Consider the following 12,962-nt stretch of genomic DNA (forward strand, 5'->3'; position numbering starts at 1 on the left):
ATGGCGAAGAGTACCGCAGGTCCGCCGGGGGGCGGACGCGATGTCACCAGGCGCGTGAAGACGGCGCGCGGCCGCAAGCTTTCGTCCACCCGCTGGCTGCAGCGGCAGTTGAATGATCCCTATGTCCAGGCTGCGAAGGCCGAAGGCTATCGCTCCCGTGCCGCCTTCAAGATCATCCAGCTGGATGAGCGTTTCAGCCTGTTCGCGAAGGGCCAGCGCATCGTCGATCTGGGGGCCGCGCCCGGCGGCTGGTCGCAGATCGCGCGCAAGCGCATCGGTGACGGCGGCTCGGTGCTGGCGGTGGACATCCTGGAAATGGAACCCATGAACGGAGTCGAGATGATGCAACTCGACTTCACGGAGGAGGGCGCGGACACCGAGGTCATGAACGCCCTCGGCGGGCAGGCCGACCTGGTGATCTGCGACATGGCGGCCCCGGCCACCGGTCACCGCCCCACCGATCACATCCGCATCGTCGCCATGGCCGAACTGGCCCACGACTTCGCCCGCCAGGTGCTGACACCCGGCGGCGGCTTCGTCGTCAAGCTGCTGCAGGGCGGCGGAGAGAATGATTTCCTGCTGCAGGTGAAACGCGACTTCAAGCAGGTCCGCTTTGCCAAGCCCGACGCCAGCCGCAAGGACTCGGCGGAGAGCTATCTGGTGGCCCAGGGGTTCCGGGGATCGCAGGAGAGCGCGGCCGACGCGACCTAGCCCGGCTCCCCCGAATCCGCTGTGCTGAACCGATAGCGGAAGTCGCAGTATGCCGCGCCCGACATGATGGTCTGCGTGCGCTTGAATTCCACGTCCGGTGCGCCGACCTCCGCAATGTCGAAGTCGATGTCGCAAAGCAGGAAGCGGCCCAGTTCCGGCTCCCCCAGTGCCTTGAAGAATTCGGCATAGGCGCAGCGGGTCACGTTGTATTCGCGCACGGTGTCCGTGTCGGTGAGCATCTCGCGGTGGATGGCGTCGCCGATGCGGGGCCGCATGTCGGCCCAGATGCCGTCCCATTGGGCGCGGGCATCGCCGCCCTTCTCCGCCCCCACGCGCCTGTGCAGATCGCGTGACCATTCGCGGAGCGCATCCTCGATCAGCCGGTCCCCTTCCGCCCGACCCAGCCGTTCGCGGATGGCCCGGACCACGGGCAGCAGGACCCTGGCCTGCAGGCGCACCTCGTCCAGCAGTGACAGTTCGGTATCGTGCGGGTTCTCGACCATTTCCGTGTTCCCCTTGTCCATCACCGCAGCAATCGGCGGAATGCGTGGTTCATTTCGCAGGATGATGGAACCGGGCTGGCACCGCAATCAGGCAGTGGCACGACCTAGAACGTATAGGCCTCCAGATTCAGGTCGCCGACTTCGAACAGCAGGCGGAAGGTCTGGATGAGGGAGTCGTAGCGCGCGGCGGCGGCGCGGGACCGGGCGGCGTTCACTTCACGCTCCGCATCCAGCACGTTGACGACCGAGTCGCGGCCTGCGCCACGCAGGCGTGTGCGGGCGACGAAGAGTTCGGAGGCAATGGCCGCCGCATTCTCTGCCAGTGCCTGACGTTCGCGCAGGGTGACGAGCGTCTGCCAGGCAACCTCCACCCGTTTCGCGACCTCCCGGCTGAGCGAGGCATGGTTCTCCATGGTCTCCGCGATGCGCTGCTTGGTGCGGCTGCTGGCGGCCACGGTGGCGAAGCCGTTGAAGATGTTCCAGTCGGCGCGGACCCCCACGAACAGCTCGCGGCGGTTGCCGGTGATGCCCTCCGCGTCGTTCTCCAGTCCGCCCTCCGCGACCAGGTTCACGTCGGGCATGAAGTCGGCCATGGCGGACTTGTGCTGCTGGCGGGCTTCACCGATGCGTTCGGCGCTCTGTTTCATCGCCGGATTGACCTGGAACGCGCGGTCGATGGCCAGGTCGAGGTCCAGCGGCAGCAGCACGTCCGGTGCCAGTGGCGGTTCCATCGAGCCGATTTCCGGCGCGTGATGGAACACGGCGACATATTCGGCGATGGCGTCACGCAACTGCCCCTCCAGCCGGACGCGCTGTTCCTTCGCGCCCTGAAGCCGGGACTTCGATTGCAGCACATCGACCGAGAGGCCCGAACCGCGCCGCACCCGCTCATCCTCCAGCGCGAGCTGGCGGCGGATGGTGCCTTCGGTCTGGAGCGCGATGTCCACCAGTTCCGTCTGGCGCAGCACGGCAAGATAGGCGGTGGTGGCGCGCAGCATCAGCTGCTGCTCCGCCCGTTCCAGGCCAAAGCCCGCCTGGAATTCCCGATTGATCGCAGCCTTCAGCTGGCCGTCGGTCTCGAAACCGTCGAACAGTTTCTGCGTGACCTCGAACCGACCGATCTCGCGGGTCTGCACGACCGCGTCGCCACCGGCATTGCGTCGCACCGGGCTGTCGACATTCTCATAGCCGTATTCGCCGGTCAGCCGCAGTTGCGGAAACAGTGGGGCACGGGCTTCCCGCACCGCATCGCGGGCCTGGTCGAGCCGTCGTTCCGCCGCGCGTACGTCCGGGTGCGCGCCCATCAGTCCGCGCAGTTCTTCGACCAGCGGTGCCGCCGAGGCGGCCCCCGCAAGCGGGAACAGGACGGAAGCTATGATCAGACCACGAATCAAACCGGCGAATCTTCCGCAGACGGGGGACATCAGACTGTCGAATCAGCCTGATGCGAAGCATCTTAGCAGGTGTATAACAAGCTCGCCTTCGGGTTAAGTCACTCATTCCCATAATTTGTGCGCGGGAGCAGTCTTGCAGGACAGGGGTTCATCTGACGCAGGAAACGACTGGCTTGCCGACCTGCTGGCTCCGGTGCGACGGCGGCTGGGCGAAGTCGTGGCGCTGTCCTTCATCGTCAACATCCTGGCCATCGCGGTGCCGATCTTCGTGCTGCAGGTCTATGACCGGGTCGTGTTTCACGGTGGCCTTTCGACGCTTCAGGGACTGGTGGTTGGTGTTCTGATCGCACTCACCTTCGATTTCTTCCTGCGGCAGGGACGTGGGCGCTTGCTGCGCGCGGCGGCGGTGGAGATCGATGTTTCCCTGGCCCGGTCGCTCTATGGGCGCATCACCGGTGCGCCGCTGGCGATGCTGGAGGGGCGGCCCACCGCCTGGTGGCAGGCGCTGTTCCGGGATGCGGAGACGGTGCGCAACACCTTCTCGGGCCTGTCGGCGGTGCTTGTGGCGGATCTGCCCTTCGCCATCCTCTTCGCGGTGGTGATCTTCGTCGTTGCGGCCCCTGTAGCCTGGGTCTTTCTGGCCGTCTTCCCGATCTTCATTGCCCTTGCCTGGTATTCGGGCCGGGTAGTTCGCGCGGCCAATGACGCGGAACGCCGCGCTGTCTTCGACCGTGACAGCATGATTGCCGAACTGATCGGCGGCCGCACCACGATCAAGGCACTGGCGCTGCAGGGACCGATGCGCGCCGGCTGGGAGCAGCGCCATGCCGGTGCGGTGGAGGAGGGGCTGCGGCGCGGCGCAAGCTCCGATTTCTTCATCCACCTCGGCCTTTCGCTGATGGTGCTGACCACCGTCGCGACCACCACGGTCGGTGCGATCGCGATCCTGAACCAGGATCTTTCGATCGGCGCACTGGTTGCCGCCAACATGCTTGGCGGGCGCATCGTGCAGCCGTTTCAGCAACTGGTCAGCAACTGGCGCACCTATGCCGCCACCCGACAGGCGCTGGCGCGGCTGGGCGACGTGATTGCCACCGCCGAGGAACCGGCCCGTGGCGCGGTCAGTGCCGCACGGGTCCAGGGCACCCTCTGGCTGGATAATGTGACCTTCGGCTACCAGGCGGGACGTCCGCCCGCGATCCGGGAGGCGCGACTGAAGATTTCCACCGGCCTGCATGGTCTGGTGGGGGCCAACGGATCGGGCAAGACCACCCTGCTGAAACTGATGCAGGGGCTCTATCGCCCCGACGCCGGTCGCATCCTGCTGGATGACGCCGACATCAGCCAGTACGGGCGGGAGGATCTGGCCCGCGCCATCGGTTACGTGCCGCAGCACACGTTCCTCTTCGCCGGCACGATCCGGGAGAACATTGCCGTCGCTCAGCCGGAGGCCAGCGACGAGATGATCATCGATGTCGCCCATCTGGCAGGCGTGCATGAGGCGGTGTCGGCCCTGCCCGACGGCTATGGCGCACGGGTGGGGGAGGGCGGCATGGAACTGCCCGGCGGTATCCGCCAGCGCATCGCCATTGCCCGCGCCCTGCTCGGCAATCCGCCTGTGCTGCTGCTGGATGAACCGACGGGCAATCTGGATGGTCAGGCCACCGCGCGGCTGGCCCGCAACCTTCAGGCCCTGGGGGAGGACCGGACGGTGATCGCGGTGACCCACAGCCCGGCCCTGCTGGAGGCCTGTCAGAACATCGTGCTGATGGAGGGCGGGCGGATCACCGCCGCCGGTCCGGCAGCCGACATGCGCGCCCGGCTGACCGCCGGGGCAGGGGGCCGGGCATGAGCGCGCTCGACCAGCTGATCGTGCGTCATCGCCCGGGGTCCGTTGCCTGGATTGCCCGCGCGCTGGCGCTGGTCATCGTGCTGCTGGGGGTCTGGTCCCTGTTCGCGGACCTGGAGGAGGTCGCCGTGGCGCCCGGGACCGTGGTGCCGCAGGGCGATGTGAAGGTCGTTCAGCATCTGGAGGGCGGGATTGTCGATGCCCTGCTGGTGGCGGAGGGACAGCTGGTATCGAAGGGGCAGCCGCTCGTCCGGCTGAAGCTGGGGCTTGCGAGCCAGAATCCAGCGGAGCTGCGGGTCCGGCTGGATGGTCTGGAGCTGAAGCGCGCACGGCTGCTGGCGGAGGCCGGTGGGACGGAACCGGCATTTCCAGATGGGCCCAGCCAGCGCCGGTCGGAAGTGCTGCAGGCGGAGCAGCGTGCCTTCCGGGCGCGGCAGGATGAACTGCGCAGTTCCGAGGCGGTGCTGGATCAGCAGTTGCGCCAGCGTGGCGAGGAAATTCGCGAGTATCGCTCGGCCCGCGATGCCCGCAGCCGGGAACTGGAACTGGGCCAGGAATCGCTGGCAACGCTGCAGGATCTGGCGCGCGACAATCTGGCCTCGCGGCTGGAGGTGAACCAGAAGCAGGCCGACGTGGCCCGGCTGGTCGGAGAGATCGGCAGCCTGGAAGCGGCCATGAGCCGTGCCGCATCGGAACAGCGCGAAGCTGCGGAGCGCAAGGAAGAGGCCGCACGCAGCTACCGGCGCGAGGCGCAGGCCGAACTGGCGGAGGTCGAGGTCCAGATCGCCACGGTGGCCGAACGCCTGTCCGGTGCCGACGAGCAGGAGAGCCGGACGACGATCCGCAGCCCCATCGACGGGGTGGTCGCGGACCTGAAGGTCTCGACCGTGGGCGCGGTCATCCAGTCGGGCCAGCCGATCCTGGAAATCGTGCCGGTGGGCGGCCCGCTGGTGGTGGAGGCCGAACTCAGCCCCACGGATCGCGGCTTTGTCACGGTCGGTCAGCGCGCGACGGTGAAGATCTCGTCCTATGACTTCATCCGCTACGGCAGTCTCGACGGCAAGGTCGTCCGCATCGCGCCGGACAGCAGCCTGGATGAGCAGGGCCGACCCTACTTCAAGGTCGTCGTGCAGACCGACCGGGCCTACCTTGGGAATTCGCCGGAGCAGTTTCCCATCGGCCCCGGCATGCTGGCCACCATCGACGTCCACACCGGATCACGCTCCGTCGCCAGCTTCCTGCTGCAACCCGTCCTGAAACTGCAGCACGAAGCCTTCCGGGAGCGTTAGGACGCCTGTTCCGGCTGATGTACCGGACCCAGAGGGCCGAGGCGGACGCCGGGGCGGAGATTGCGGTAGGCGTTCTTCGCCGGTCGGTCGATGAAGGCGCCGGGGGCTTCCACCACCAGAATATCCTCGGCGATGTCGGTGAAGTCGCCCCGGAAATGCACGGATGACTTCAGGCACAGGATCGGCACCTGATCCGGTTCGATGCCGATGTGGCGGAACATCTCCTTGTCCGCCGCCTGCATCCGGCCCTCGCAGACGACCACCCGGACCCCGCCGATCTCCAGCACGGCCGTCTTGCCCAGTTTCGCATTGTTGCCGCCATAGAAGGGGCCGGTGCAGAGGAACTGACCATCCGACAGGGCGGCGACACGGAACGTCGCCGTGAACGGCGGGTCGCCGCCTTCGAACAGCTTGCCGCCGAGCGACAGCTCGATCTCCGCGCCGAGGCCGGCGGCATGGGCCGCCTTCGCCGCCGCCGGGTCGGTCAGGTGACCCAGCACCGCACCTTCCGCATTGCCCTCCACCAGGGCGCGCAGCAGGCCGGTGGTGTCGGAAGTGCCACCGGCACCGGAATTGTCCTGAATGTCGGCCAGCACGATGGTCCGTGACGCGCTGTTGTGCATGCCGCGCGCCTTTGAGACCGCCTCGGCCGGGCTCAGCATCGGCACCGCGAACTCGCCCTCATGCTCCAGCACCCAGTCGCGCAGCCGGTCGGCGGCAGCGTCCGCCGCCGCCTGATCGTCGGCATAGGCCACCACCGCCGGGCCGCATTCCAGGATGTCAGCGGGGTGGAAACCGGGTGTGTAGCTGATGGTCGAGACCGGGCCGTCCTGCATGGCGGCCACCAGGTCGTAGAGCGACTTCGACGGATCGACCATCGTGCACTGACCGGTCAGCGGCCCCAGGAAGTCCAGCTTCCGGAACGCCTTGGCCTGCTGCGGGCGGGCCTCCGCCAGGATCATGTGCATGTGGTCGGCGGACCGCTTGCCCGTCTCCGCCATGTCGATATGCGGATAGGTACGGTATCCGATCAGCGCGTCCGCATGGCCAACCATCGCCTCCGTGATGTTCACATGCAGATCCAGACTGACGACGACAGGCATCTCGTCGCCGATGCGCTCCCGCAAGCGGCGCAGCAACTCGCCCTCGCCGTCCTGCTGGTGCTGCGCGACCATGGCACCATGCAGGTCCAGGTAGATCGCGACCGCACCCTTCTCAACCTCCGCCACCAGACCATCGACGATCATGGTGGTGATGCGCTCATAGGCGTCTTCGGTGACATACCCGGCGGGGACGGCGGCACACCAGAGCACCGGCGCGATGTCATGGCCCAGCGCCTGCGCCTGCTTGATGAAGCCGCCGGTCGCGATGTTGGCGGGCGGAAACACGCTCAGCATGTCCGCGCCCCGCGTCAGCCCCGGAAAGCCCTCGGCCTGCTCGAAATGCTCATAGGTCGTCAGCACCGGCGCAAAGGTATTTGTCTCATGCATGAAACCGGCAATGGCAATTCGGGCCATGGTGTCTCTCCCCGTTCGAAAAATCAGTCCTGTCCAGGACGATCGCGGCGCATCAGGACCTCAAGATCGTAGTGACGTGCGCCATGCAGGATTGCCACAATGACCACACGCTCACCAGCCTCATCGACGCGATAGAAGACAAGATAGCGTCCCGACACGATCACGCGGTAGCTGTCACCGAACCTTTGGCCCATGAACGGGAACTCGGCGAGCGACAGGCATTTCTCCTGAAGTCGGGTCATCAGGCGCAAGGCGGCCTGACGGTCATCCAGCGCTACATGGTCGCCAATCCGGGCAAGTTCCGCTTCCACGTGAGGCGGAATGACGACTTCAGCCGCCATATCGTGCTGTCAGGCGGCGAAAAACGTCTTCTGCCGGGGCGGTGCCTTCGGCTTCGACAGACGCTTCGCCTTCAGCGATCTTCTGTTCGATCAGGGCGCGGGTGGCGGTTTCGAGAAACGCTTCGCCGAGCGCCTGCTGCCGATCCGCAGGCAGTTGCTCGATGACGGCCAGAGCCTCTGTCAGGCTGCTGTTCATGTTTCTGTCCTTCCGGCGCGCGATACGGGGATACTAACGCAAGATCCTATTTCCTGTAAGGCTGCTTCAGGGCGCGTTCGACCATCTCCAGCCGGTCCTGCCCGTAGAACATGTCGCCATCGACGAAGTAGGTGGGGGAGCCGAAGACGGAGCGGTCGATGGCTTCCTGGGTCCAGCGCTGGTAGATGTCCTGGATCTCCGGCGTCAGGGCGTTGGCGAGCAGGGGGTCCGGGTCCACGCCCACTTCCCGCGCCAGACGGGCCAGCGTCGGCGCGTCATCCAGGTCCGTGTCCTCCGCCCAATGGGACTCCAGCAGACGGTGGGAGAGTTCGTCGATGTTCAGGCCCGCCTCCATCCCCGCGATCAGGAAACAGTTGGACAGGGTGATGTCATTGCCGTGATGGGTCGGCGTGTGGCCGATCACCGGGGCGTTTCGTTCCTCGCTCCAGCGCTGGATCTCGCGTCCGAAGAAATAGGCCTTGTGCCCGTCGGAACGGTTGCCGAAGGGCGACTTGCTGACCTCCGCCACGACCCGGCGCAGATCAATGGGCCGGTGCGCGATGGTGCGGCCTGCCGCCTTCGCGATCTGCTGGAACCGGCGCGATCCCAGATAGGCAAAGGCGGAATAGGCGGCGTAGAAATATTCGATCTCGGCCATGGTTGGGCCTCCCCGGAGAAGTGTCGTCGGATCAGATAGTGCTGCCTGTCGGTTCGACAAAGGACGGCGGTGTGTCGGGGTGCTTCGGGTTGCGCCACATCATGTGCGCGGCCAGATCGGCCGACTCCGTGTCGCCGGGCATGTAGTTGCGCAGTACACCGAGTGGCAGGAAGCCGTTGCGGCGCTGGAAACTGATGACCGGATCGCGCACCTTCCGCGCCACCGCCGCCTCCAGATAGGCTTCCGGCGTCGGAAACCGCTTCTGGTGCCGTGTATAGGCAGGCATGCGACCACCGAAGATGATGCCCTTCAGCTTCAGGCGGGTGGCGAGCCGCTTCCGCGCCACATAGAGGCGCTGTCCGATCCGCTGGCCGCGCTGATCCGGGTCGACGCAGACTTCCATGCCATAGAGCCAGTCGCCGTCCGGATTGTGGTTGCTGGCCATGCCGTTGTTGGTGATCCCGGGCCAGGTATGTTTCGACATCGCGGTCGCTTCATCGGTGATGAAGGTGGCGGCATAGCCGATGATCTGGCCCGCATCCTCCACCACGAACTGGCCCTGCGGGAAGGCTGTCATCGGTCCCAGCACCGTCTCCGCCGGATAGGACAGCTTTGGCGGATAGACCTTGGCAATCAGGTTGGCGATGGCCTGCGCGTCCTCGGGCCGGGCATTGCGTACGGACAGGGGGGGCAGCGTGCTTCGTGTGGTCATCGCGGAACTCTCATCTGATTTCTCATGGGAGTATGCCCCGAACCATGTCCGCCGTCGCGTTCCACGGTGACGCTCTTGATCACGGCGTGCACCGGCTGTCCCTCCGAAAGGCCCAGCCGCGCGAGGGAACGGTGGGTGATGCGCGCAATCAGATGGTCCGAGCCACAGGCGACACGAACGTCCAGATAGGCCCCGTCGTCGCGCCGGATCGCGCTGATCGTTCCGGCGACGATGTTGTTGGCGCTGATATCGGCTGGCGGGGCCGTGGCCAGCATGACGTCGCGCGCCCGCACCCGGATGCGCACCTGCGCACCCTCCGGCCGGTCGATGCGCGGAACCCAGAGGCGGCCACCGGAGATCCCGACCGCGCTGAGATGGTGGTTCGCGTCATGTTCGAGGATCTGCCCCGGCAGCACCGAACCGGCCTCGAAGCGCCCGGTCAGGGGAAACAGGTCGATACGGGACGTGATGGCATAGACCGTGTCACTGGCTGCAACGGTCCCGTGGTCCAGCACCACCATGTGGTCCGCCAGCCGGGTCACCTCATCCAGGGCGTGGCTGACGTAGACCATGGGGATACGGGCCACGTCGCGAAGCTGTTCCAGCATGCTCATGATTTCCTGCCGCCGGGCCTGATCCAGGGCGGCCAGGGGTTCGTCCAGCAGCAGCAGGCGCGGTGCGGCGAGGACCGCACGGCCGAGCGCCACGCGCTGACGCTCACCGCCTGACAGGTTCACCGGCTTGCGCTGCAGCAGATGCCCGATGCCGAGCAGTTCCACGAGCGGATCGAAGCCGATGGCGGCACTCCGTCCGCCGGCCCGGCGGGCGCCGAAGGTCAGGTTGCGGCGCACATCCATGTGGGGGAACAGGCGGCTTTCCTGAAACACGTAACCGATCTGCCGCCGTTCCGCCGGGATACTGGTGCCGTCAGAGGAATCGAAAAGGGTTTCTCCGTCGATCCGGACGTGACCGCTGTCAGGTGTGATCAGCCCCGCCATGGCGGCTATGATGGTGGACTTGCCCGCGCCGGAGGGGCCGAACAGCGCCGTGATGCCGGGTTCGTCCACGCCGAAGCTGGCATTGACACGGAAGTCGCCGAGGTCGTGGCGTATGGCGATATCCAGGCTCATGAGCCGGAAAGGCTCCGCACCCGGCGTGCTGCGGCTTCGGACAGGATCAGTCCGGCGAGCGCCAGGGCGATGGCGAGGCCGGCAAGCCGGGCGGCGGCCGCTTCCCCGCCGGGGGACTGGATGGCGGTATAGATGGCCAGGGGCAGGGTGCGGGTCTCACCGGGAATGTTGGAGACGAAGGTGATGATGGCACCGAACTCCCCCAGGCTGGCGGCGAAGGCGGTGATCGCGCCAGCGATGATCCCCGGCAGGGCCAGCGGCAGGGTGATGGAGAAGAAGCGGTCGAGCGGTCCCGCGCCAAGCGTGCGTGCGGCGGCATCGAGGCCTGGGTCTATCGCCTCCATCGCCAGCCGGATCGCCCGGACCTGAAACGGAAAGCTGATGATCGCTGCCGCCAGCGCCGCACCGGTCCACGAGAAGACAAGGCGTATCCCGAAGGTCTCCAGCAGCCAGCCGCCGACCGGCGCATTGGTGCCAAGGCTGACCAGCAGCAGATAGCCCATGACAACGGGCGGCAGGACCAGCGGCAGGTGGACGAGACCGTCAAGCAGCACCCGTCCCGGAAACCGGGTCCGCGCCAGCAACCATGCGACGGCCACCGCAAAGGGCAGGGCACCCGCCACCGCGACGAGAGCAATGCGCAGACTGAGCAGCAGGGCCTCGATCTCCGCGTCAGTCATTGGGCGTTGCCGGACTGAACCCGGCGTTCAGGAACGCCTGCCGAGCGGCGTCACTCCACAGGAATGCCATGAAGGCACGGGTGTCCGCATTGTCGTGTCCGCTGACGATGCCGAAGGGATATTCGATGCGGTCATGCAGATCCGGCGGCAGGACCTGCAGCAGGATCACCTCCGGCCCCCCCACCTGCACGTCGGTCAGATAGGTCAGACCCAGCGGCGCCTCCCCCCTCGCAACCAGCGCAAGCGCCGCGCGGACATCGGACGCGAAGGCCAGCCGCTGTTGCTGACCGTCCCACAGGTCCATCGCGGCCAGGGCCTGGCGGGCGTAGATCCCGGCCGGGACATGTGCCGGATCGCCGATCACCAGCCGCTCCCCCGGATGCAGCGCGCCGAGCGCCTGTTCCAGCGTCTTTGAGCGACCGAACCGCTGTCGGTTGCCGACCAGCGCCAGACTGTTGCGCACCGGAACGGCCAAGCTGTCGGCAATGATCAGGTCCCGGTCCCGCAGATAGCCCATCCAGGCGGTATTGGCGGACGCATAGATGTCAGCGGGCGCTCCGGCCTCGATCTGCCGGGCAAGTGTCGATGATGCGGCGAAGGAGAAGCGGACCGTGCTGTCGTGCTCTGCCTCGAATGCCGTGCCGATGCGCTGCATCACGTCGCTCAGGCTCGCCGCGGCGAATACGGTGATGCGCTGTCCGGCGGCGGCGGGGATGGCCGCTGCCAGCAGGACGGAAACGAGGATGAAACCGAGCGCGCGCATGATGCGGCCATGTTTGTGGGCCGCCCGGCGGGGTGTCAATGTTCCTCCCTGCCGGTCAGCGCACTAGATTGGCCGGTAGGTGTCTTGAGGGAGGTGGGAAACATGGTCCGGACCGATCTTATGCAGCGACTGGGCATGACCAGTCCGGTGATGCAGGCCCCGCTGGGCGGCGGTGGTGATACGCCTGCGATGACGGCGGCAGTATCCAATGCAGGCGGTATGGGTTTCATCGGCGCGGCCTACATGACGCCGGAGGCCATCGGGACCGCGTCCGACGCGGTGCGGGAGCGCACGAACGGTGCGTTCGGCATCAACCTGTTCGCGCCACAGCGCCCGGCCCCGGAGGTCGATGGACAGCTTGCCCTGTCCAGTGCAGCGCCGTTCTTTGCCGAACTGGGGCTGGATGCCCCCACCGTCCCTCCGGTCGGAGCCGATCCCTTCGAACGTCTGTTGCCTGCGGCGCTGGAGAGTGGCGCCCGCCTGTTCAGCTTCACTTTCGGGACCTTGCCGGAAGCGGCGATGCAGGCGCTGAAGGCCCGGGACATGTTCATCATCGGCACCGCGACAACCGTGGCCGAGGCGGTGGCGCTGGAGGTATCCGGGGTCGACGCCATCACCGCGCAGGGCGGTGAGGCCGGTGGCCATCGCGGCAGCTTCGACACCGACGGGCCGGGCGCGATGGTCGGCACCATGGCGCTGGTGCCGCAGATCGTCGATGCCGTGCGGGTTCCCGTCATTGCCTCCGGCGGCATCATGGACGGGCGCGGCATCGCGGCGGCGCTGATGCTGGGGGCACAGGCGGTGCAGATGGGTACGGCCTTCCTGACCACAGCCGAAGGCGGCGTGCCGGAGGTGCAGAAGCAGGCCATCCTTGACGCAGGTGACAATGATACACGGATCACCCGCGCCTTCTCCGGTCGCCCGGCGCGCGGCATCGCCAACCGCTTCATGCAGACCGTGGACGCAGGGGGGGAGGGGGCGATACTGCCGTTCCCGCTGCAGAATCAGCTGACGCGCCCCATGCGGACCGCCGCGGCCAAGGCGGGTGATCCCGCCTTTCTCTCCCTCTGGGCAGGGCAGGGCACCCGCATGTCGCGGCGTCTTGGCACCGCACAGCTCATGGCCGAACTGGATCGCGAAACCGATGCCGCATTGAAAAGGGCCTCAACCCTGCGCGGCTGAGGCCCTGTCAGTCTCCGGTTTCGAATGTCGGCGTCGG

General features: G+C 66.7%; 14 protein-coding genes. 4 read left to right on the forward strand and 10 right to left on the reverse strand.

What is annotated here, in order from left to right:
- On the forward strand, nt 1–711 hold the full coding sequence (locus QGV55_RS06130) for an RlmE family RNA methyltransferase (RefSeq protein WP_281017737.1): 711 nt from the start codon (nt 1–3) through the stop codon (nt 709–711).
- Here QGV55_RS06130 and QGV55_RS06135 read toward each other — a convergent pair.
- A complete protein-coding gene (locus QGV55_RS06135; protein WP_281017736.1) occupies nt 708–1,214 on the reverse strand; it encodes an L-2-amino-thiazoline-4-carboxylic acid hydrolase in 507 nt (168 codons plus the stop codon). The genes QGV55_RS06130 and QGV55_RS06135 overlap by 4 nt on opposite strands.
- A gap of 104 nt (nt 1,215–1,318) precedes the next feature.
- Nucleotides 1,319–2,608 carry a TolC family protein gene (locus QGV55_RS06140; RefSeq protein ID WP_281017735.1) on the reverse strand — a complete coding sequence of 430 codons (1,290 nt, stop codon included), beginning with the start codon at nt 2,606–2,608 and terminating at the stop codon, nt 1,319–1,321.
- A 133-nt stretch (nt 2,609–2,741) separates the two neighbouring features.
- Here QGV55_RS06140 and QGV55_RS06145 point away from each other — a divergent pair, with 133 nt between their 5' ends.
- A complete protein-coding gene (locus tag QGV55_RS06145; protein WP_281017734.1) occupies nt 2,742–4,460 on the forward strand; it encodes an ATP-binding cassette domain-containing protein in 1,719 nt (572 codons plus the stop codon).
- Nucleotides 4,457–5,746 (forward strand): HlyD family type I secretion periplasmic adaptor subunit, encoded by a 1,290-nt coding sequence (locus tag QGV55_RS06150; RefSeq protein ID WP_281017733.1) that lies wholly within the window; start codon nt 4,457–4,459, stop codon nt 5,744–5,746. The genes QGV55_RS06145 and QGV55_RS06150 overlap by 4 nt, the downstream gene beginning before the upstream one ends.
- On the opposite strand, the gene QGV55_RS06155 is transcribed toward QGV55_RS06150, so the two are convergent.
- Genes QGV55_RS06155 through modA form a run of 8 tightly spaced genes read right to left on the reverse strand, consistent with a single transcriptional unit; the run spans nt 5,743 to nt 11,743 of the window.
- Nucleotides 5,743–7,263, reverse strand: coding sequence for a M81 family metallopeptidase (locus QGV55_RS06155; RefSeq protein ID WP_281017732.1), 1,521 nt, complete (start codon nt 7,261–7,263; stop codon nt 5,743–5,745). The two genes, QGV55_RS06150 and QGV55_RS06155, sit on opposite strands and share 4 nt — an antisense overlap.
- A 23-nt stretch (nt 7,264–7,286) precedes the next feature.
- The gene (locus QGV55_RS06160; protein ID WP_281017731.1) at nt 7,287–7,604 is read right to left on the reverse strand and encodes a type II toxin-antitoxin system RelE/ParE family toxin; all 318 of its coding nucleotides are present in this window, start codon (nt 7,602–7,604) and stop codon (nt 7,287–7,289) included.
- Nucleotides 7,594–7,800, reverse strand: coding sequence for a hypothetical protein (locus QGV55_RS06165; RefSeq protein ID WP_281017730.1), 207 nt, complete (start codon nt 7,798–7,800; stop codon nt 7,594–7,596). The genes QGV55_RS06160 and QGV55_RS06165 overlap by 11 nt, the downstream gene beginning before the upstream one ends.
- Before the next feature lie 46 nt (nt 7,801–7,846).
- On the reverse strand, nt 7,847–8,458 hold the full coding sequence (locus QGV55_RS06170) for a 2-hydroxychromene-2-carboxylate isomerase (protein ID WP_281017729.1): 612 nt from the start codon (nt 8,456–8,458) through the stop codon (nt 7,847–7,849).
- A 31-nt stretch (nt 8,459–8,489) separates the two neighbouring features.
- Nucleotides 8,490–9,170 carry a GNAT family N-acetyltransferase gene (locus QGV55_RS06175; protein ID WP_281017728.1) on the reverse strand — a complete coding sequence of 227 codons (681 nt, stop codon included), beginning with the start codon at nt 9,168–9,170 and terminating at the stop codon, nt 8,490–8,492.
- Entirely contained in the window at nt 9,167–10,300 is a 1,134-nt protein-coding gene (gene modC, locus QGV55_RS06180; protein WP_281017727.1) for a molybdenum ABC transporter ATP-binding protein, read from the reverse strand. Before modC ends, QGV55_RS06175 begins: the two co-directional genes overlap by 4 nt.
- The gene (gene modB, locus QGV55_RS06185) at nt 10,297–10,980 is read right to left on the reverse strand and encodes a molybdate ABC transporter permease subunit (RefSeq protein ID WP_281017726.1); all 684 of its coding nucleotides are present in this window, start codon (nt 10,978–10,980) and stop codon (nt 10,297–10,299) included. The genes modC and modB overlap by 4 nt, the downstream gene beginning before the upstream one ends.
- Complete coding sequence (gene modA / locus QGV55_RS06190) at nt 10,973–11,743, reverse strand: molybdate ABC transporter substrate-binding protein (protein WP_281017725.1); 771 nt, start codon at nt 11,741–11,743, stop codon at nt 10,973–10,975. The genes modB and modA overlap by 8 nt, the downstream gene beginning before the upstream one ends.
- A gap of 102 nt (nt 11,744–11,845) precedes the next feature.
- Here modA and QGV55_RS06195 point away from each other — a divergent pair, with 102 nt between their 5' ends.
- Nucleotides 11,846–12,925 carry a nitronate monooxygenase gene (locus tag QGV55_RS06195; protein WP_281017724.1) on the forward strand — a complete coding sequence of 360 codons (1,080 nt, stop codon included), beginning with the start codon at nt 11,846–11,848 and terminating at the stop codon, nt 12,923–12,925.
- Nucleotides 12,926–12,962 lie beyond the last annotated feature (37 nt).

It is taken from the genome of Minwuia sp. IMCC3009 (genome assembly GCF_029909415.1).
Taxonomy (GTDB): Bacteria; Pseudomonadota; Alphaproteobacteria; order Minwuiales; family Minwuiaceae; genus Minwuia.